The organism is Propionicimonas paludicola, assembly GCF_002563675.1.
In the GTDB taxonomy this organism is placed as follows: Bacteria; Actinomycetota; Actinomycetes; order Propionibacteriales; family Propionibacteriaceae; genus Propionicimonas; species Propionicimonas paludicola.
The window spans coordinates 2444799-2463179 of sequence record NZ_PDJC01000001.1 but is presented as its reverse complement, the minus strand read 5'-3'; the positions used below and the strand labels follow the sequence as shown (position 1 = coordinate 2463179).

The 18381-nt window shown below is 69.9% G+C and carries 20 protein-coding genes and 1 tRNA gene; 15 read left to right on the top strand and 6 right to left on the bottom strand.

What is annotated here, in order from left to right; genetic code table 11:
- Window positions 1-13: 13 nt before the first annotated feature.
- Together ATK74_RS11560 and ATK74_RS11555 are read left to right on the top strand one after the other, a co-directional pair.
- Window positions 14-376: a PTS lactose/cellobiose transporter subunit IIA gene (locus ATK74_RS11560; RefSeq protein ID WP_098461174.1), complete on the top strand. Its 363-nt coding sequence runs from the start codon at window positions 14-16 to the stop codon at window positions 374-376.
- 261 nt (window positions 377-637) lie between these two features.
- The gene (locus ATK74_RS11555; RefSeq protein ID WP_098461173.1) at window positions 638-1075 is read left to right on the top strand and encodes a Gfo/Idh/MocA family protein; all 438 of its coding nucleotides are present in this window, start codon (window positions 638-640) and stop codon (window positions 1073-1075) included.
- 693 nt (window positions 1076-1768) lie between these two features.
- Here ATK74_RS11555 and ATK74_RS11545 read toward each other — a convergent pair.
- The 3 genes from ATK74_RS11545 to ATK74_RS11535 all read right to left on the bottom strand — a co-directional run bounded on the left by ATK74_RS11545 (window position 1769) and on the right by ATK74_RS11535 (window position 5253).
- Window positions 1769-1845 (bottom strand) — tRNA-Pro (locus ATK74_RS11545).
- A gap of 53 nt (window positions 1846-1898) precedes the next feature.
- The gene (locus tag ATK74_RS11540) at window positions 1899-2804 is read right to left on the bottom strand and encodes a metallophosphoesterase (RefSeq protein WP_098461171.1); all 906 of its coding nucleotides are present in this window, start codon (window positions 2802-2804) and stop codon (window positions 1899-1901) included.
- A gap of 4 nt (window positions 2805-2808) precedes the next feature.
- Window positions 2809-5253, bottom strand: a complete 2445-nt coding sequence (locus ATK74_RS11535; protein ID WP_169923833.1) for a transglycosylase domain-containing protein — start codon at window positions 5251-5253, stop codon at window positions 2809-2811.
- 178 nt (window positions 5254-5431) lie between these two features.
- On the opposite strand from ATK74_RS11535, the gene ATK74_RS11530 reads away from it, so the two are divergent.
- The 6 genes from ATK74_RS11530 to ATK74_RS11505 all read left to right on the top strand — a co-directional run bounded on the left by ATK74_RS11530 (window position 5432) and on the right by ATK74_RS11505 (window position 9486).
- Complete coding sequence (locus tag ATK74_RS11530) at window positions 5432-5707, top strand: WhiB family transcriptional regulator (protein ID WP_098461169.1); 276 nt, start codon at window positions 5432-5434, stop codon at window positions 5705-5707.
- 60 nt (window positions 5708-5767) lie between these two features.
- The gene (gene sp36 / locus ATK74_RS11525; protein ID WP_098461168.1) at window positions 5768-5923 is read left to right on the top strand and encodes a Sp36 family protein; all 156 of its coding nucleotides are present in this window, start codon (window positions 5768-5770) and stop codon (window positions 5921-5923) included.
- Window positions 5920-6381: a RidA family protein gene (locus ATK74_RS11520; protein ID WP_098461167.1), complete on the top strand. Its 462-nt coding sequence runs from the start codon at window positions 5920-5922 to the stop codon at window positions 6379-6381. Before sp36 ends, ATK74_RS11520 begins: the two co-directional genes overlap by 4 nt.
- A 23-nt stretch (window positions 6382-6404) precedes the next feature.
- Window positions 6405-7079 (top strand): endonuclease III, encoded by a 675-nt coding sequence (gene nth, locus ATK74_RS11515; protein ID WP_245840902.1) that lies wholly within the window; start codon window positions 6405-6407, stop codon window positions 7077-7079.
- Window positions 7072-7740 (top strand): NUDIX hydrolase, encoded by a 669-nt coding sequence (locus ATK74_RS11510; RefSeq protein ID WP_098461165.1) that lies wholly within the window; start codon window positions 7072-7074, stop codon window positions 7738-7740. Before nth ends, ATK74_RS11510 begins: the two co-directional genes overlap by 8 nt.
- 63 nt (window positions 7741-7803) lie before the next feature.
- A complete protein-coding gene (locus ATK74_RS11505) occupies window positions 7804-9486 on the top strand; it encodes a glycoside hydrolase family 13 protein (RefSeq protein ID WP_098462239.1) in 1683 nt (560 codons plus the stop codon).
- Between the two features lie 188 nt (window positions 9487-9674).
- On the opposite strand, the gene ATK74_RS11500 is transcribed toward ATK74_RS11505, so the two are convergent.
- Both ATK74_RS11500 and ATK74_RS11495 read right to left on the bottom strand, forming a co-directional pair.
- Window positions 9675-10151, bottom strand: coding sequence for a phage holin family protein (locus ATK74_RS11500; RefSeq protein WP_098461164.1), 477 nt, complete (start codon window positions 10149-10151; stop codon window positions 9675-9677).
- Between the two features lie 57 nt (window positions 10152-10208).
- Window positions 10209-10964: a class I SAM-dependent methyltransferase gene (locus ATK74_RS11495; protein WP_098461163.1), complete on the bottom strand. Its 756-nt coding sequence runs from the start codon at window positions 10962-10964 to the stop codon at window positions 10209-10211.
- 157 nt (window positions 10965-11121) lie between these two features.
- On the opposite strand from ATK74_RS11495, the gene ssd reads away from it, so the two are divergent.
- The 7 genes from ssd (at window position 11122) to ATK74_RS11460 (ending at window position 15949) form a co-directional block, all read left to right on the top strand.
- On the top strand, window positions 11122-12168 hold the full coding sequence (gene ssd / locus ATK74_RS11490) for a septum site-determining protein Ssd (RefSeq protein ID WP_169923832.1): 1047 nt from the start codon (window positions 11122-11124) through the stop codon (window positions 12166-12168).
- Entirely contained in the window at window positions 12161-13303 is a 1143-nt protein-coding gene (locus ATK74_RS11485; protein ID WP_098462237.1) for a TadA family conjugal transfer-associated ATPase, read from the top strand. The genes ssd and ATK74_RS11485 overlap by 8 nt, the downstream gene beginning before the upstream one ends.
- Window positions 13304-13509: 206 nt before the next feature.
- Window positions 13510-14097 carry a type II secretion system F family protein gene (locus ATK74_RS11480; protein WP_143483650.1) on the top strand — a complete coding sequence of 196 codons (588 nt, stop codon included), beginning with the start codon at window positions 13510-13512 and terminating at the stop codon, window positions 14095-14097.
- Window positions 14098-14814 (top strand): type II secretion system F family protein, encoded by a 717-nt coding sequence (locus ATK74_RS11475; protein ID WP_098461160.1) that lies wholly within the window; start codon window positions 14098-14100, stop codon window positions 14812-14814.
- A gap of 132 nt (window positions 14815-14946) precedes the next feature.
- Window positions 14947-15150, top strand: a complete 204-nt coding sequence (locus ATK74_RS11470) for a DUF4244 domain-containing protein (protein ID WP_143483649.1) — start codon at window positions 14947-14949, stop codon at window positions 15148-15150.
- Window positions 15151-15236: 86 nt separating this feature from the next.
- Window positions 15237-15551 carry a TadE family type IV pilus minor pilin gene (locus tag ATK74_RS11465; RefSeq protein ID WP_169923831.1) on the top strand — a complete coding sequence of 105 codons (315 nt, stop codon included), beginning with the start codon at window positions 15237-15239 and terminating at the stop codon, window positions 15549-15551.
- Window positions 15548-15949 (top strand): Rv3654c family TadE-like protein, encoded by a 402-nt coding sequence (locus tag ATK74_RS11460; RefSeq protein ID WP_169923830.1) that lies wholly within the window; start codon window positions 15548-15550, stop codon window positions 15947-15949. The genes ATK74_RS11465 and ATK74_RS11460 overlap by 4 nt, the downstream gene beginning before the upstream one ends.
- A 54-nt stretch (window positions 15950-16003) precedes the next feature.
- Here the strand turns inward: ATK74_RS11460 and ATK74_RS11455 are convergent, their stop codons facing one another.
- Window positions 16004-18247, bottom strand: a complete 2244-nt coding sequence (locus tag ATK74_RS11455; protein ID WP_098461156.1) for a DEAD/DEAH box helicase — start codon at window positions 18245-18247, stop codon at window positions 16004-16006.
- Window positions 18248-18381 lie beyond the last annotated feature (134 nt).

The window sequence follows — 18381 nt, the reverse complement described above, 5'->3', positions numbered from 1 at the left end:
AGGGACAGGACAGATGGAAGACAACGACGAACTCGTCCAGGCCTCGATGCAGGTGATCCTTGCAGCCGGCGATGGGCGCACCCACGCCATGCGGGCGCTCGAACTCGCCGGTGAGGGCGACCACGAAGCGGCACAGGCCGAACTCGACCTGGCCGAAGCGGCGATCACTGAGGGCCACCGGATGCAGACTGAGGTGATCCAGGGCAGCGTCCGCGGCGAAGCCCGCTACAGCAGCTACAGCATGCTGTTCAGCCACGCTCAGGACAGCCTCATGGTGGTCGTCAGCGAAGTGCAGATCACCAAGCGGATGCTGCCCATCCTTAAGGCCCTGCACACCCGCATCGACACCCTCGAGTCCGAACACGCGCCCCGATAGGGGGAAGTCCGGACGCACCGATTGCACCAGGGGGAAGCGGGCGGCAAACGCCAAACGCTTCCCCCTTGGCGTCCTCTGAGGATGCGCAGGCGAAGCCGTAGGAACCGTTGTCGAAAGGTACCCACGCCGTGATCGGACCGCTCCCTGTGCCCCGGGTGAAAGACCCCCGGCTGGCCCGGCCACCGCGCTGGGGCATCATCGCGCCGGGCGCCATCGCCCACTCGTTCGCACACGCGTTGACCAGGCACGCCTCGACAGGTCCTGCTCGCTGTAGCGTCCAGGGACCCTTCCAGGGGAGAGGCATTCGGCCGCCGATTCGGAGTGCCACGGGTTCACGCGAGCTACGCCGAGCTGGTTGCGGATTTGGAGATCGAAGCCGTGTACGTCAGTTCGCCGCACAGTTGCCACCGCGAACGCGCGCTGTTGGCCATCTCCGCGGGCAAGAGCGTGCTCGTCGAGAAGCCGATGGCACTCAGCGTGGCAGAAGCCAACGAGATCCTCGCCGCACCTGGCCTCGCCGGCGTAACCGTCATGGAAGCAATGAAGACGCGCTTCCTGCCCCGCACCGACGTCGTGCGCCAACTGCTGCACTCGGACGTCCTCGGCGACATCGAAGTTCTTCTGGCCGATTTTGGCCGCCGCGTCATGCACATCCCGCAGCTGACCGACCCCGTCGCTCGGGGGAGGGGCACTCCTTGACCTTGGCTACTACGTCGTGGCGTTCGCCGTCATGGTGCTCGGCGAGCCAAGCGGAGTGCATACCGTGGACGAACTTACTCCCTCCGGCGTGGATCGCACCATGTCGCTCACGCTCGGCGGGTTCCCCGGCCACCCGAACGCCCAGGCCCAGCTTCACACAACCATGGCGGCGGACACCCCGCGCGCCGCGGCGATCTGCGGGCACCCGCGGTCGCATCGAGTTGCCCGACGGTTTCCACAGTCCCGGTCCGGTGACATTGGCTCTCACCAACGGGCAGGTCATCACCACCGAAGCCCGCGGTTTGGACGGCCACGACGCGATGGCGTACGAGATAGCGCACTTCGCCGAACTGGTCCACGCGCGCCAGCAGGAATCCCCACTCATGCCATGGGCCGACTCCATCGCCGCGCTTCGAGTCGTGGAACGGGTAAAGAGGGGATCGCGCAGAGATTCAGACTCGCCGGAGTCATCGGCTTCCTGATACGTCACATGCCTCGAACGGGGCGAACCTCCCAGACGAGCGCCGAGGGCAGCTAAGCGGGAAGGCTCGCAGCTGTTCGACCACCAATGGCGGCGTGACAGTGTGCGCAGAAGCCAGCAGGAGTTAGCCGTGCTTAGGATGCGGTTAGGATGCATGACGCCGCAAGCCGCTCTGGCTGGGACCATAGTCCCTAGTCAGAGCGGCTTTCCGCTGGTCGGGGTGACAGGATTTGAACCTGCGACCTCGTCGTCCCGAACGACGCGCGCTACCAAGCTGCGCCACACCCCGAACGACCCTGAGCTAGTCAGGGCCGGGTGAAAGTGTAGCTGAACTCGACCGGGTCAGCCATTCGAGCCCGGGACGAGGGTCAGCAGGGTGACCTCGGGCGGGCAGGCGAACCGGAAAGGTGTATAGGGGTTGGCGCCCAGGCCGGCCGAAACGTGCAGCCAGGAGCGCCTTCCGGCGGCGTGGTGGCGGCTGGCGCCCTTGGCCTGGCGCGGCGGGAGGTCGCAGTTGGTGGTCAGCGCCCCGAAGCCGGGGACACAGACCTGCCCGCCGTGGGTGTGCCCGGCCAGGATCAGCCGCAGCCCGTCGGCGGTCATGGCGTCCAGCACCCGGGAGTACGGGGCGTGGGTGACCCCGACGGCCAGGTCGACGCCTCGGGCCGGACGTCCGGAGACCAGGCGGTAGTCGTCCAGGTTCAGGTGGGCGTCGTCGGTGCCGCGGAACTCCACCCGCAGCCCGCGCAACTCCAGCTCGCCACGCTTGCCGTTCAGATCCAGCCAGCCGTGGCTAGTCAGGGCCTCCCGCAGTTCCTCGGTGGGCAGCTGCTGCCGGTCGGCATGGACGCCCTCGCGGCTGGTGTCACCGGCTAGGTAGCCCAGCGGGTTCTTCGGTCGCGGCGCGGTGTAGTCGTTGGAGCCGAACACGAACACCCCAGGGACGTCCAGCAGCCGGCCCAGATCCTCGATCAGCGGCGCCAGGGCGTCCGGAGAGGCCAGGTTGTCGCCGGTGTTGACCACCAGGTCGGGTTCCAGCCCGGCCAGCGCCCGGATGAACGCGCGCTTACGCCGCTGATTGGCCACCAGGTGGAAGTCCGAGATGTGCAGCACTCGGATCGGTGCCGCGCCAGCCGGAAGGACCTTCAGGCGCGCTCGGCGTACCCGAAAGTCGTAGGGCTCGATGAAGGTGCCGTACGCGAAACAGGCCGCAGCCAGAATCGCCAGCCGGCGAAAGCCTCGTCCCATCGGCTCAGCCGCCACCACGCGGACGGCCCGGACTGGTACCGCCGCCCGGCAACCCGGCCCCACCGGTCCCCGGACTCGCTGGCGGGGTTGGCGTCGGCGGCGGAGTCGGCGTCGGCTCGGGGCCCTTGCTCACGTAGAGGGTGATCGTGCTCGCCTTGGTGGCCTGGCCGCCGGACGCGCTGGTGCCGATCAGAGTGCCCACCGGGTACTCGGAGAACTGCTTCTCCTCGACCGGGGTGAAGCCGGCGTTGATGAGCCGCGACTTGCAGGCCGAGAGGCCCAGCCCCGAGCAGCTCGGGACACTGACCTTCTCGCCGATCAGGATGTCCCGCGGCGGGGCAACGAACTGATGCTTGTCCGGGATGTCGGCCAACGCTGCAGCGAAAGCCGGCTTCAGCAAGCGGCCACCGGCCTCCTGGCCCGAGGCCCCGTACAGCGTCCGCTTGGAGTACTTCAGATACACGCCGCGCAGGAACCGGTTACTCCGTGACTCCCAGAACTTCGGGAACCCCCACTTCGGCTGCGAGTCGTAGCTGATCATTGCGGCCGCGGCCAGATCCGGGGTGTAGCCCATCGTCCAGATCGCCTTGTTGCGCGGCACGGTACCGGTCTTGCCGGCCATCTTGACGCTCCAGACCCGAGCCGGAGTGGCGGTACCACCGTTGTACGGACCCTGGAAGATCGCGTTGACGGCGTCGGCCAGATCCTCGCTGATCACCCGCTTGCAGTTCGCGCTGGGCACAGGGACGTCCGCGCCGTCGCGGTTGGTGATCGACTTCAGGATGATCGGGTCGCAGTGAATGCCACGGGCCGCGAAGGTGGCGTAGGCCTCGGTCAGCGACAGCGGCGAGATGCCGGCCACGCCGAGGGTGAACGACGGGATGGACGAGTAGGTCTTCACCAGGTCGGCACCGTCGGCCGACTTCAGGCCGAGCTTGGCGGCCATCTTCACCACCGGGCAGATGCCTACCCGCTGGATCAGCCGGGCGAAGTAGTTGTTCATCGAGTGCTTGGCGCCGGCCCACATGTCGAAGCGGCCGACCTGGCCGCGCCCACCGGTGACCGCCCACTTGTCGATCTGGGTGAAGGGGCCGTCACAGTTGCGGAAGGTCTCGCCCTGATAGTTGTGCTCGTAGTCGAGTTTGATCTTGTCGTAGCTGCCCAGGCCCTCATCGAGGGCGGCGGCCGCGGTGAAGATCTTGAACGTCGAACCGGCCTGGAAGCCCTCGGCGCCGCCCATCTCCGCAGTGGCGGCGTAGTTGTAGTACGTCTCGCCCTTCCATTGGTTCTTGCCCTTGTCGTTCTTGTTGATGCCCATCACCGGACGGCTCTGCGCCATGGCCTTGATCAGGCCGGTGCCCGGCTGAAGCATGGTGATCACCGAGATCACCGGATCGCGGGCGTCGATGTAGTTGCTGATCACCGACTGCGCCTTGTCCTGAGCGGCCGGGTCGATCAGGGTCTGGATGGTCAGGCCGCCGCGCTTGATGTAGCTGTCCCGCTCCTCGGGAGTCGCGCCCAACGAGGGCATCTTCAGCAGCGTCCGGTAGGCGTAGTCGCAAACGAAGGGGTACTTGGAGTTCGCGCAGCCGCTGAGTGACTTCTTCACCTTCGTGGCGTCGAAGGGCTCGGCCTTGGCCTCGGCCAGCTGGGTGGCAGTGATCTCACCCAGGGTGTACATCCGGGTGAGGACGTCGTTGCGCCGCGAGATGCCCGGCTTGGGGAACTTCACCGGGTTGGTGCTCACCGGGTTGCGCACCAGGCCGGCCAGCATCGCCGACTGGGCCAGCGTGAGCTTGGCCGCGGAGGTGTTGAAGTAATGCTTGGCTGCGGCCTCGACGCCGTAGGCGCCGTCACCGTAGTAGCTCATGTTCAGGTAGCGCTCGAGAATCTCGTCCTTGCTGAACTTCTGCTCGATGGCGATCGCATAGCGCAACTCGCGGATCTTGCGGCCCAGCGTGTTCTCGGTGGCGGCGTCCTTGGCCGCCTTCTTCTGGGCCTCGTCGCTGATGTCCTCGGCGTTCTCCACCAGGACCAACCGGACGTACTGCTGGGTCAGCGTGGAGGCACCCTGGGTGTTGCCCTGGCTGGTGCTGACCAGCGCTCGCAGCGTCCCCTGCAGGTCGAGGGCGCCGTGCTCGTAGAAGCGGTGATCCTCGATGGCCACCTGCGCCTGGCGCATCAGCGGCGAGATCTTGTCCAGCGGGACGTAGATGCGGTTCTCGTCGTAGAAGGTGGCCAGCACCTTGTTGTCGGCGGTCATCAGCCGTGACCGCTCCGGCTGCGCCGGGGTCTCCAGATTGGCCGGCAGCTGATCCAGGCTCGACGCCGCTGACGTTCCGGCCGTCGACGCGATTCCGGCGATCGGGACGATCAAACCCGCCGAAAGCAGGCCGCCGAGAAACGCGACGAAGAGGAACATGATCAGCGAGTACAGCCGTTTCCCCATGCGCATGGGTTCAAGGTTACGTCACCCGAACGCCACCCCTGAGAAACAAGACTGTACGGAGTTCACCGGGAGGTGAATGACCCCTAGCGGCGGCTCAGCAGATGGCCTAGCCTGAGCCCTACCGCCAGCCCGGGAACCCCACCCGGTTTGGTGCACCCCATGTGTGAAAGGTAGAGCGATGTCGCTCCGAGTCGAAGACTGGACTCTTCAGGCGAAATGCCGGGGTCTACAGGATGAGTTGTTCCCCGACGGCGCGGATCAGAAGCGAGCTCGCTCGGTGTGTTTCAGCTGCCCCGTGCGCAATGAATGTCTTGCCGAGGCTCTGGACAACCGCATCGAATGGGGGGTCTGGGGTGGGCTCACTGAGCGAGAGCGTCGCCAGCTGCTGCGCCAGCGCACCGACATCACCAGCTGGACGTCGATTCTCTGCCCGAAGGCCCGCCGGGTCTGCTGAGCATCTCGCCGCCCCGGCCGGGGCTAGAGCATCGTCAGGGGCGCTGATTAGGGTGAGCTCATGACAAAGTGGGAGTACGTGACCGTCCCGATCCTGGTGCATGCCACCAAGCAGATCCTGGACAACTGGGGCTCGGACGGCTGGGAGCTGGTGCAGGTCGTGCCCGGCCCGAACGCGGAGAACCTGGTGGCCTACCTGAAGCGTCCGCTCCAGTGAGCGCCTCGGCGCGACTGGCCGAACTCGGCATCACCCTGCCGGATGTCCCGGCGCCAGTGGCCGCCTACGTGCCGTCGGTGCGGGTCGGCGATGTCGTCTACACCTCGGGTCAGCTGCCCTTTGTGGCCGGCCAGTTGGCCGGAGCCGGCAAGGTCGGGGCCGAGCTCGACACCGAGACCGCCGCCGGGCTGGCCCGGATCGCCGCCCTGAACGCGGTCGCGGCCGCCGCCTCGGTGGCAGGCGGGGTGGACGCCATCGAGCAGGTGGTCAAGCTGGTCGTGTTCGTGGCCTCGGATCCGTCCTTCACGGCCCAGCCAGCCGTGGCCAATGGCGCATCGCTGCTGGTCGGAGAGATCTTCGGCGAGGCCGGACGGCATGCCCGCAGCGCGGTCGGTGTGGCGGTTCTGCCGCTGGATTCGCCGGTGGAGGTGGAGCTGATCGTCCGGGTCCGCGGCTGATGGCCGTCGAGTCGAAACGGGCCATGCGAGCCCGAGCCGCGGAGATCTTCGCGCTCCTCGGCCAGACCTATCCGGACGCGCACTGCGAGCTCGACCACGCCGATGCCTGGCAGTTGCTGGTGGCCACCGTGCTCTCGGCGCAGTCCACCGATCGCCGGGTGAACACGGTGACGCCGGCGCTGTTTGCGCGTTGGCCCGACCCGTCCGCCCTGGCCGCGGCCGATCGCACCGAACTCGAAGAACTGATCAAGCCGACCGGCTTCTTCCGGGCCAAGACTGACTCGCTGCTGAAGCTGTCGGCTGCGGTCCAGTCGCAGTTCGGCGGCGTCGTCCCGGGCACCTTGGACGCGCTGGTCACCCTGCCCGGGGTGGGACGCAAGACCGCCAATGTGGTGCTCACCGACGCCTTCGGCGTGCCCGGCATCACCACCGACACCCACCTGATCCGGCTGTCCCGCCGGTTCGGCTGGACGGTGTCGGAGAACCCGGTGGTGATCGAGGCCGAAGTGGGCGCTCTGTTCGAGCCGTCCGACTGGCGCCTGGTCAACCATCGAGTGATCTGGCACGGACGGCGCTGCTGCCATGCCCGCCGTCCGGCCTGCGGCGCCTGCCCGGTGGCCGGCCTGTGCCCGGCGTTCGGCGAAGGTCCGACCGATCCGAAGGTCGCCGCGAAGCTGATCCGGGAGCCTCGTGGCTGAGCGCCGCGGGGCGACCGGTCCGGGTTTCGTCCCGGTTCCGGACGAACTGCTGGCGGCCCGGGCCCGGCTGGCCGAGCCCGGCGTGCTGGCGCTGGCCGCCGCCCGTCCACCGCAGGGCAAGCGGGCCGCCGCGGTGCTGATCCTGCTTTCCCAGGGGGAGCACGGCTACCAGCTGGTGCTGGTCGAGAAGCGCGCCGAGCTGCGTAATCACGCTGGTCAGGTGGCCTTTCCCGGTGGCGGGATCGAGCCGGACGACGCCAGTCCGATCGCCGCGGCGCTCCGCGAGGCGGCCGAGGAGGTCGGCGTCAGCGACGACGTGGAGGTGCTCGGCGTGCTGCCGGCCGCGCACATCCCGCGCAGCGGCTTCGACGTCACCTCGGTGGTGGCCTGGTGGACGAACCCGCAGCCGCTGGCCGTCGTCGACGCCGAGGAGCTGTCCGCGGTGCACGTGATCGCCGTGGACGAGCTGCTCGACCCGGCCAACCGCTGCACCTGGGTGCTCCCGGCCGGCTTCGAAGGCCCGGCCTTCATGATCGGCGAGCTGTACATCTGGGGCTTCACCGCCTACCTGCTCGACGAACTGTTCGAGCTGCTCGGCTGGACCAAGCCCTGGCCCCGCGATCGGCACACCGAGATTCCGGCGCGGTTCCTGGCCGGCTGAACCGGCGCGGTGTCGTCCGCACGGCGCACCGCCGGGGCGCACCCGATCGGCCATGATGGAGCCATGGCGTGGTGGCACAGCGCAGTCGCATACCAGATCTACCCGCGGTCCTTCGCTGACAGCAATGGCGACGGGGTCGGCGATCTCAAGGGCATCCTCACTCACCTGGACTACCTGGCCATGCTCGGCGTGGACGTGGTCTGGCTATCGCCGATCTATCGCTCGCCGATGGACGACAACGGCTACGACATCAGCGACTACGACGACATCGACCCGCTCTTCGGCACCCTGGCTGACTTCGATGCGCTGGTGGAGGGGCTGCACGCCCGCGGCATCCGGCTGGTGCTCGACATGGTGATCAACCACACCTCCGATGTGCACCCGTGGTTCCTCGAGTCCCGCAAGCCGGGCTCGCCGAAGCGGGACTGGTACTACTGGCGTCCGGCCCGCGACGGCTTCGAGCCGGGCAGCGAGGGCGCCGAGCCGACCAACTGGGGCTCGTTCTTCGCCGGTCGGGGCTGGAAGTTCGACCCGGCCTCCGGCGAGTACTACCTGCACCTGTTCAGCCCCCGTCAGCCCGACCTGAACTGGGAGAACCCCGAAGTCAGAGCCGAGTTGTACGCGATGATGCGGCGCTGGCTGGACCGCGGCGTGGACGGCTTCCGGTTCGACGTGATCAACCTGATCTCCAAGACCCTGCCGCTGGCCGACGGTCCGGCCGGTCCGGACGGGATCTGCTACGACCCGTCCGTGGTGGCCGAAGGGCCGCGGCTGCATGAGTTCCTGAAGGAGCTGAACCGCGAGGTCGGCATCGACGAGCGGCAGCTGTTCACGGTGGGCGAGATGGTGCTGGTGAACAGCGCGGACGCCCGCGCGCACACCGACCCCGAAGCCGGCGAGCTGGGCATGGTGTTCACCTTCGAGCACATGATGTTGGATGCCGGGCCGTCCGGACTGAAGTGGGACATCGTTCCGCTGCGGCTGCCCGCGCTCAAGGCGAACCTTGCGCACTGGCAGCAGGAACTGGCCGACGTTGGCTGGAACTCGCTGTACTGGGAGAACCACGATCAGCCGCGCTCGGTCTCCCGGTTCGGCGACGACTCGCCGGAGTTCCGGGTGGCGTCGGCCAAGACCCTGGCCACCACGCTGCATCTGCTGAAGGGGACCCCGTTCGTCTATCAGGGCGAGGAGCTCGGGATGACCAATGCCGGGCTGACCGGCATTGAGCAGTATGACGACATCGAGTCCCGCAACTTCTACGCCGGTGGACTCGCGCTCGGCATGGACCCGGCGCAGCTGCTCGGGGCGCTGGCCCAGCGCAGCCGGGACAATGCGCGCACTCCGGTGCCCTGGCATGGCGGCGCCGGCGCAGGCTTCAGCACGGGGACGCCGTGGCTACCGGTGAACGCCAACCACGACCAGATCAACGCTGCGGACGCCGTGGCCGACCCCGGCTCGGTGTTCCATCACTACCGCAAGCTGATCGCGTTGCGTCACGACTCCGCTCTGGTCCGGGAGGGACGATTCGAGCTGCTGCTCGGCGAGCATCCGTCCCTGTTCTGCTACCTGCGCAGCCTGGACGACCAGGCGCTGCTGGTGGTCGCCAACTGGTCCTCGGCTCCGGTTCCGCTGCCGCTGGATGACCTGCCTTCGCTGGTCGGCGCTCGGCTCATCCTCGGCACTCACGACGAGCTGTCCGACACCCTGGCCGGCTGGGAGTCCCGGGTCTACCGGCTCGGCTGGTAGTCCTGGGCCTACCGGCTCGGCTGAGCTCGCTCCGTCCCCGCGTCCCCTCCTCGCGTCCGCCTCCCGGTTCGCGCTACCGATGGCAACCTTTGCTACCGGAATTTCGGCAGCAAGAGTTGCGTTCGGTAGCGAACGCGGAGGAGGACGTGAGCGAACGCGGGCGGACGACCTGGGGCCGGCCGGACCGGTCAGGGGAGTTCGGGTACCTGGGGACGCTTTCCGCCGGTGATGGACAGCTCGGCCACTTCGTCCTTGCCGCGCTCGACGGCGTCCTTCACGGCAGCCACGGAGGCCTCGGCCTGGGCGACGGTTGCCTCCGGTCCGGAGAACTTCATCTGGGCCTTGCCGATCAGTGCGAGCACCGCGGCCACCAGCAGCATGGTGACGGTGTCGGTGAGGAAGCCCCAGAACAGGGCCGGCAGCAGGTCGAGATGGAACCATGCCTGGAAGCCGATGGCCCAGGCGAAGCCGATGGTCGAGAACAGCACAGCCATCGCCGACAAGCCCAGATAGCCGACGGCGCCGAACAGTCCGGCACCAATCCCGGCCCGCTTGGCCTGGGGGATCAGCTCGGCCTTGGCCAGCTCGAGTTCACCACGGACGATCGCAGTCACGTCCGCCTGAATGGACGCGATCAGGTCGGCGATGTCGGTCTTCTCAGCCATCTGGCAAACCTCCGTCGGTGGTGCTGGTACCGCCAGCCTAGTCGGGTGGGCCTCCGGCTACAGCGTGATCTGCAGCCCCGACTCCGGCGGAGCGAAGGTCGTGGTGAACTCCGAATGGTCGACCCGGGCCCGCCAGCAGCGCACCGAGTAGGGCAGCAGTAGTGGCTCGGGGGCCTTCGCTGAGGCGTCGTAGAGGGCACCCACCTTGGCCAGCAGCGTGGACGCGTCCGGCTCGGGCAGCTGGGCGAGCTTCGGGTTGCGGCTGACCAGCTCGATCAGCCCGTCCCGGTCGATCGGAACCCACTGCCGGAAGTCACGGCGATGAACCTTGGGGAAGTAGCCACTGTCCTCGAGAGCGTCCACCGACTCGGCCGCCGAGCCGCTCATCAGCTGCGGATCGTAGGTCTGCAAGAGGGTGGCGAACCGGCGCACCCAGGGCACCGTGTCGTCGCGGACGGTGTACAGCACGGACAGTGATCCGCCGGGGGCGAGTACCCGGGCGAACTCGGCCAGGGCCAGCCCGGGCGCCAGCAGATGCAGGCCCTGCGCGACCAGGACCTGGTCGAAGGAATGCGCGGTGAACGGCAGCGCCTCGGGCGCCGCAGCCACGCTGAGTAGTTCGGGGTGGCGCGCCGTGGCCCGGCCGAGTTCGTCGGCCGGCTTGTCGATCAGGGTGAGCCGGTGGCCGCGCCGGGCGTAGCGGACGGCGGTGGGCAGCGAACCGAGGCCGACCGCGAGGACGGCGCTGGGGTCGGCGGGGGCCAGCCACTCGATGGCGGCTGGCGGAAAGCTTCCGACCCCGGGGTTGGCCATGGACGCATCGTAAGGGCAGCCGGCAAGCCAGCGGCGGCGAACCTCCGCCCGACCGGTGAACCGCGAAGTTGTGGACAACTCGGCAGGATGGTCGAACTTGTCCACAGGTCTCGGTGAGCGCGAATGCGAGCACGGCTCACGCCCCACAGTGCCTGTTGTGACGCAGAGCAGACCAGGGCCGGACGTCCTGCTGGTGGCCCCGCCGGGCGAGGTGCGCGAGCTGGTCCTGGCTACGGCGGCCGCTCAGGAACTTGAAGTGGAGGTGCTGGCCGAGCCCGAGCGGATGGCCGGCATGTGGCGCAGCGCCGGCACGGTGGTGGTTGCCGGCGAGCTGGCCCGACGGGTGGCCAGTGCCGCGCCGACGGCCCGTCCGGGGGTGTTCCTGGTCGGATCGGACGCCGAGCAGCTGGCCGCCTGGTCGGCGCCGCTGGCGGCCGGCGTGATTCAGCTCCCCGAGGGAGGCGCCTGGCTCGGCGCCGTGCTGGCCGACGGACGCAGCCGGTTCAGCGGTCCGGTGGTGGCCGTCCTCGGCGGCTCCGGCGGGGTCGGCGCGTCCACTCTGGCCGCATCGCTGGCGCATCTGGGGGCCGAGCGGGCCGAGGCGTCCGCCCTTGTCGATGTGGATCCGCTGGGTGGCGGGCTGGATCTGCTGCTCGGTGCTGAGCGAGTGAGTGGGTGGCGCTGGCCGCGGCTGGAGGCTGCCGACGGACGGCTTGGCGACCTGCGTGGCTACCTGCCGGTGGTCGACGGGGTGACCGTGGTATCGATGGCTCGCGGCCCGGCCTTCGATCTGTCGCGGGAGCCGCTGGCCGCCATCGTGGGGGCGCTGCGGTCGTGGCATTCCCTGGTGGTGCTCGATGTCGGGCGATGTGGCGGGCCGGCCGCCCGCGAAGCGTTACGGCTGGCCGGGCGGCAGTTGCTGGTGGCCTCGGCCAGCGTGCGTGGGGTGGCAGCTGCGCGTCAGGTGGTGGCCGAGTACGAGCTGGAGCGGGCCGAGTTGGTGCTGCGTCGCGGTCGCGGCTCGCTGGACTCGGCCCTGGTCGCCGAGGCCGTCGGGCTGCCGATCCTCGGCGAGATCCCTACCGATCTGCGCTTGGTCGAGGCCGCCGACAGCGGTGAGCCGCCGGCGCGCGGGGTCCGGCGCGGCTACCGGCGAGCGGTGGACGCGCTGGTCCGGCGAGTGCTGGCCGACGCCGATGACTGAGCTGGAGGAGGTGCGCTCCTACCTGGTCCGGCACGGCCAGCAGGCCGGACCGGTGGAGGTCGCCGCCGCGCTGCGCGGTTTGGGCGAGCTGGTCAGCGATCAGCGGGTGCGCAGCACAGTGGCCGCGTTGCGCCGTGAGAGCGAGGGGGCCGGGCCGCTGGATCCGCTGTTGGCCGAACCGGGGGTGACCGATGTGCTGGTGAACGCCCCCGACCAAGTCTGGGTGGATCGCGGCTCCGGGCTGGAGCCGGCCGGCGTGCGGTTCGGGTCGGCCGAGGAACTGCGCCGGCTCGCGGTGCGGCTGGCCGCCTCGGTCGGGCGTCGCCTCGACGACGGCTCGCCCTTCGTGGACGCCCGCCTGCCTAGTGGCGTCCGGGTGCATGCGGTGCTGGGCTGTGTGGCCGAGACCGGCACCTGCTTGTCCTTTCGGGTCCCGAACCGACGCCGGCTCACCTTGGACGACTGGGTGGCGGCCGGCTCGCTGGCGCCCGGGGTGGCCGAGCTGCTGACCGGACTGGTGCATGGCAAGCGGGCCTTCCTGATCTCGGGCGGTACCGGCTCGGGGAAGACCACGCTGCTAGGCGCCCTGCTGAGCCTGGTTCCAGCCGGTGAGCGGATCGTGATCGCCGAGGACTCCCGCGAGCTGGCGCCGCAGCACCCGCATTGCCTGCGGCTCGAGGCGCGACCGCCGAACGCGGAGGGGATCGGCGCGATCACCCTCACCGACCTGGTCCGGCAGGCGCTGCGGATGCGTCCGGATCGGCTGGTGGTCGGCGAGGTGCGCGGTGCCGAACTGGTCGATCTGCTGCTGGCCATGAACACCGGCCATGAGGGCGGCTGCGGCACCGTCCATGCCAACTCGGCCGGGGCGGTGCCGGCTCGGCTGGAGGCGCTGGCCGCGCTCGGCGGGCTGTCCCGTGATGCCCTGCACGCCCAACTGGCGGCCGCTGTCGAGGTGCTGGTGCAGGTGCGACGGCTCCCGGACGGACGCCGCTGGGTGGAGGAGCTCCGGGTGCTGCGCGCCGATCGCCGAAGTGGACGCTGCCGTGCCGTTCCGGCGCTGAGCTGCGCTCCCGACGGCCGCCTGGAGCAGGGGGACGGTTGGTCTCGACTGAACCGGCTGGCCCAGTCATGATCGGCTTGGCCTGTCTCTGCGCGGCCGTGGCGGTGTTGCTCGCCTGGCCGGTCGGCCGGGGTCATCGTTGGGTCCGGCTGCTCGAACCGGCAGCCGCGCCGCGCACTAGGCCGAGACTGCTCGGGTTGTGGCCGGCGCTGGGGCCGCCCGCCGGGCTGGCCGTTGGGTCGCCCTTCGGCGGTGTCGGACCGGTGCTGGGTCTGTGTGTGGGACTGATCGCCGGCACCGCCGCGCACCTGGCGCGTACCCAGCTGCAGCGCCGCCGGGCAGCCAGGGACGAAGCCGAAGTGGTCTCTGCCTGTCGGCTGTTGGTCGGCCTGCTTCGGGTGGGGCAGGTGCCCGGCGGGGCGCTGCAGCTGGCCGCGGCGGAGAGCCCGGTGCTGGCTGAGGCTGCGGCCGCACAACGGGCGGGCGGATCGGTGGCCGAGGTTCTGCGGGCCGGTGCGGTCCGTCCGGGGCAGGCCGGTCTGTCTGAGTTGGCGGTGGCCTGGGAGCTGGCCGAGCGAACTGGGGCGTCCATGACGTCGGCGCTGGACTCGGTGGTCGAGCGGCAGGCGGCGGCGTCCGGGGTGGCCGAGGTGGTCGCGTCCGAGTTGGCCGCGCCGCGGGCCACCGGACGGCTGCTGGCAGTGTTGCCGCTGGCCGGGCTGGCGCTCGGGTTCGCGGTCGGCGGTGATCCGCTGAGCTTCCTGCTCGGCTCGATGGTCGGTCAGGTGAGCCTGACCGCCGGAGTGACCCTGGCCTGCGTCGGGGTGTTGTGGACCGACTGGCTGGCTCGCCCGGGGGTGAGGTGAGTGGGCTGGCCGCTGGTCACCGCCCTGGCCGTCGGGCTGGCCATCCTCTTGGCCTGGCGGCAGCCGGCGCTCCGGTTGCGCGAGGCCGATCCGTCGACCGGGATCGAGCCGGCCCGGCTGGCCCGGCTGCGGCTGGCCGGACTGAGTGCCGCGCTCGGCTTCGCTGCCGGCCTGGTCGTCGACTGGTGGGCGGTGCCGCTCGGGCTGGCTGCCGGTGCCGCCGGCTACCTCGCGTCCGGTCGGCTGAAGAGTGCGGCCGAGGCGGCGCGGAGTCGCGCGCTGGCGTCCGCAGTGCCCGGGTTGTGCGACCTGATCGCGGTCTGTCTGGACGCGGGCCTGCCACTGCGCAATGCCGTCGCCGAGCTGGGACGAGTGCTGCCCGGTCCGGCCGGTGAAGTGATGAACCGGCTCGGCGCGGCGGTCGCACTGGGGACGGACGAGGCCGCGGCCTGGCGGGAGTTGGCCGCTGCAGAGCCGGAGCTGGCCGAACTCGGACGAGAGCTGGCGCGCAGCCTGGACTACGGGTTGACCGCCACGGCGACGCTGCGGGTGATCGGTGAGCGGGCGCGCCGGGTTGAGCTGTCGCGAGTCCAGCAGCGGGCGCGTCGGGTGGGGGTGAGCAGCGTGCTGCCGCTGGTGCTGTGCCTGTTGCCGTCCTTCCTGCTGATCGGGGTGGTGCCGGTGGTCGGTGGGGTGGTTCAGCGCTTCTTCGGCTGAGTCACTCATCCACAAGTGGTCCGGTGCGCGGCGCCGTCGTCCACAGCCGCCCGGGCTCCGCGAACACGAAGCCGGTCTGCGGCCAACAGTGACGGGTGCGTCCGGATGGATGCCACGCAGAGAGGAGTACAGATGGGCAAGGCGGTTGCGAAGCTGCGCAAGCTGGGGCAGCGAGGCATGACCACGGCGGAGTACGCGGTCGGCACGGTGGCCGCGGTCACCGGGGTCGGTGCGTTGGTGGGGTTCTTCGGCAACGAGGACTTCCGGCGGTTCCTCGGCGAGATCGTCAAGGCGCTCGTTCGGTGGATCCTCGCCTCGGTCGGGATCAACATCTAGTGACCGGCGGGTCGGCCGGCCGGCTCCAGCCCGGCCGGCCTCCCCGCTATGGCGGCGCCCGGCCGGTGCGCCCGCAGCGGGGGATGGTGACGGCCGAATTCGCTTTCGCGAGCCTGGCCATGGTCGGCGCGGTGGTGCTGATCGCCTGGCTGCTGACGGCGCTGATGCTGCTCGCCCAGTGTCAGGGGCTGGCCGCTGAGGTGGCTCGGCAGGAGGCGCGTGGCGATCGTCGCGCGGCAGCCGATGCCATCGCGGATCGTCCCCCGGGTGCGGTCGTGCACGTCGGAACGGCGCGTGACCGGGTGCGGGTGGAAGTGAGTCTCGATGCTCGTCCCTGGGCGTCATGGCTGCCTGCGGTGCCGCTCCGGGCAGAAGCGGTCGTGCTCCGGGAGCCGAGTTGACCAGCCGGACAGCGCATGGACCCGGGGCCTCGGCGTCCGCCGGAGCCGGGACGGTGCTGGTCGCCACCGTGGTCTGCCTCAGCCTGTTGTTGGGGGTGGGGGTGGCGTTAGTGGTCGGCTACTCCGCGGCGGCCCAGAAGGCGAACGCGGCCGCCGATCTGGTGGCACTGTCGGGGGCATCGGCCCAGGCCACCGGCGAAGGTGCCTGCCGAGGGGCGGCCCGGGCAGCCCAGGCCAACGCAGTGCGGTTGTCCGGTTGCCGAGTCGTCGGCGATCTGCTCGAGTTCGCGGTGGCAGTCGAGGTCGAGGTGTCGGTTCCGCACGCGCTTCCGGGGCTCCCGGATCACTTAGTGGCCCGCGCCACCGCCGGGCGAACTGCTCCGGATCCGCCAGGGTGAGGGAGGCCGGATCGACCGGCGCGGAGCGTCGAGTGGTGCGGTCGGCCTCTGGGCTCAGCCGACCAGCAGAGCCAGCAGCTGGGCGGCGGCCGCCTTGTTCAATGGGTTGTTGCCGTTGCCGCACTTGGGGGATACCACGCAGGCGGGGCAGCCGTCCGCGCAGGCGCAACTGCGCAGCCGGTCCACGGTTGCGCCCAACCACTCCTCGACCACCTGATAGCCCCGCTCGGCGAACCCTGCGCCGCCGGGGTGGCCGTCGTGGACGAAGACGGTGAGTTCACCGGTGTCCGGGTGCCAGGTGGTGGACAGGCCGCCGATATCCCAGCGGTCGCACGGAGCGAAGGCCGGTAGCAGGCCGATCGCCGTGTGCTCGGCGCCGTGGGCCGCGCCCGGCAGGTCGGCGGCGGCGATCCCGGCCAATGCGGCCCCGGGCAGGGTGTACCAGACCGCCTGTGTGCGGAGCACTCGCTGGGGCAGGTCCAGGGGAAGTGAGTCCCAGACCTTCCCGGTTGCCTCGTCTCGACGCAGGTAGCCGGTGACCTGACTGGACAGCTCGACCGTTCCGAAGCTCACCTGTCCGGCACCGAGGTCGCGGCTGCGCAGCTGGCTGAGGATCGACACGGTGCTCTCGCCCTGCGGTTGGGTGAAGTAGCCCTCCCCGGTTCGGGAGACCAGGGCCACTCCATCGGCCGGTTGGTAGTCGGTGACCAGCCACTGCTCGCCCTGATGCAGGTAGATGGCTCCGACGTGGACCGTCCGGTCACCGGCGGCCGGATCGACCTGCCCGATCACCCGTCCGGTCGCCGACTCGACCACGGCCAGCGAGGTGCCCGACATCGAGCGCAGATCAATGGCATCCACCGGACGATCCGGACGAGTCCAGTACCAGCGCGCACCACGCTGGCGCAGATGCCCGGCTCGGGTCAGTGCGTCCAGCAGGTCGGACAGAGTCGTGCCGAAGTAGCGTTCGTCGGCCAAGCTGACCGGGAGCTCAGCCGCGGCCGCGGCGATGTGCAGGCCGAGCACTTGTGGGTTCTCCGGGTGCAGGATCGTCTGCTCAACCGGCTCGGCGAAGATGAGTTCGGGATGCTCGCACAGGTAGGCGTCCAGCGGGTCGGGTCGGGCGATCAGGATGCCGAGGGCGTCCCGGCCCGCACGTCCGGCGCGTCCGGCCTGCTGCCACAGCGCCGACCGGGTCCCGGGGAAGCCGCAGGTCAGCACCGCGTCCACCCCGGAGATGTCCACACCCAGTTCGAGCGCGTTGGTGCAGGCCACTCCGCGCAGCGACCCGGACTGCAGGCCGGCCTCGATCTCCCGGCGGTCGGCAGCCAGGTAGCCACCTCGATAGGACTCGATGGGTGAGATGTCACCGGCCTTGCGTTGAGCGCGGAGAGCCACCAGCTCCGCCTGCACCCGGGACGACGTGAAGGCCAAGGTCTGCTTGCCGTCGCGGACCAGTCGGGCGAGCAGGTCGGCCGCCTCGTGGTGCGGGTCCTCCTCGGGCTGCCACAGCAGGTAGTCCAGGCTGGGCCGGGCCGAGTCGTCGGTGGCGATCTCGACCACCGGCTCCACTCCGGCCAGCCGGGTGAGCAGTTCACCGGCGCCGGACACCGTCGCCGAGGCTGAGATGAAGACGGGGTCGGCGCCGTAGTGGTTGGCCAGTCGGCGGAGGCGACGCAGCACCGCCGACACCTGGGCGCCGAAGACTCCGCGATAGCGATGCGCCTCGTCGATCACCACATAACGCAGGCTGGCCAGCAGTCGCACCCACTGCTGATGGTTGGGCAGGACGGCTCGGTGCAGCATGTCCGGGTTGCTCAGGATCAGCCCGCCGAAGTCGCGGGCGAACCGGCGTTCGGCCGCCTCGGAGTCGCCGTCCAGAGTCACTGGCTGCCAGCCAGGCAGGCCCAGCGTGCGGCAGACCCGAAGCTGGTCGTGAGCCAGCGCCTTGGTCGGTGCGAGGTACAAGGCGCTGTGGCCGCGATCGATCCCCAGCGGCCCGGACGCCGTCGCGAAGCCGGTCCGTCCGGAGACCGTGGCAGCCAGGACCGGGAGGAGATAGGCCAGGGTCTTGCCGGAGGCCGTGCCGGTGGCCAGAGCGACGTGCCGTCCGCTGAAGGCCGCCTCGGCGGCGAGCGCCTGATGGCGCCACAGCCGAGTCACCCCGACTCGTGCCCACGCGTCTCGGATCTCCTGGTCCACCCATTCGGGGAAGTCGGACGTGACCCCGGCCGTGGCCGGCCGATGGTGGTGATGGCGAATCCGCGGGTCGGCTTCGAGCCATTCCGGGAGCGCCATGCGCACAGCCTGCCACGCGCGGCCCGCGATGCCACCGGGGGTCTGGCCGACGGCAGGTCCGGCAAGAGGCGCGGGTCTCCCGCGCGTCGGACGAGAGGCGGCCACTCGCGCGTCCGACGGGAGGCGGCCACCTG

Bases quoted from the DNA above. Each gene is read 5' to 3' on its own strand.
- ATK74_RS11560 (WP_098461174.1), top strand. From the start codon at position 14: ATGGAAGACAACGACGAACTCGTCCAGGCCTCGATGCAGGTGATCCTT.
- ATK74_RS11540 (WP_098461171.1), bottom strand. From the start codon at position 2,804: ATGGGACGAGGCTTTCGCCGGCTGGCGATTCTGGCTGCGGCCTGTTTC.
- ATK74_RS11535 (WP_169923833.1), bottom strand. From the start codon at position 5,253: ATGGGGAAACGGCTGTACTCGCTGATCATGTTCCTCTTCGTCGCGTTT.
- ATK74_RS11530 (WP_098461169.1), top strand. From the start codon at position 5,432: ATGTCGCTCCGAGTCGAAGACTGGACTCTTCAGGCGAAATGCCGGGGT.
- sp36 (WP_098461168.1), top strand. From the start codon at position 5,768: ATGACAAAGTGGGAGTACGTGACCGTCCCGATCCTGGTGCATGCCACC.
- nth (WP_245840902.1), top strand. From the start codon at position 6,405: ATGCGAGCCCGAGCCGCGGAGATCTTCGCGCTCCTCGGCCAGACCTAT.
- ATK74_RS11505 (WP_098462239.1), top strand. From the start codon at position 7,804: ATGGCGTGGTGGCACAGCGCAGTCGCATACCAGATCTACCCGCGGTCC.
- ATK74_RS11500 (WP_098461164.1), bottom strand. From the start codon at position 10,151: ATGGCTGAGAAGACCGACATCGCCGACCTGATCGCGTCCATTCAGGCG.
- ATK74_RS11495 (WP_098461163.1), bottom strand. From the start codon at position 10,964: ATGGCCAACCCCGGGGTCGGAAGCTTTCCGCCAGCCGCCATCGAGTGG.
- ATK74_RS11485 (WP_098462237.1), top strand. From the start codon at position 12,161: ATGACTGAGCTGGAGGAGGTGCGCTCCTACCTGGTCCGGCACGGCCAG.
- ATK74_RS11470 (WP_143483649.1), top strand. From the start codon at position 14,947: ATGGGCAAGGCGGTTGCGAAGCTGCGCAAGCTGGGGCAGCGAGGCATG.
- ATK74_RS11455 (WP_098461156.1), bottom strand. From the start codon at position 18,247: ATGGCGCTCCCGGAATGGCTCGAAGCCGACCCGCGGATTCGCCATCAC.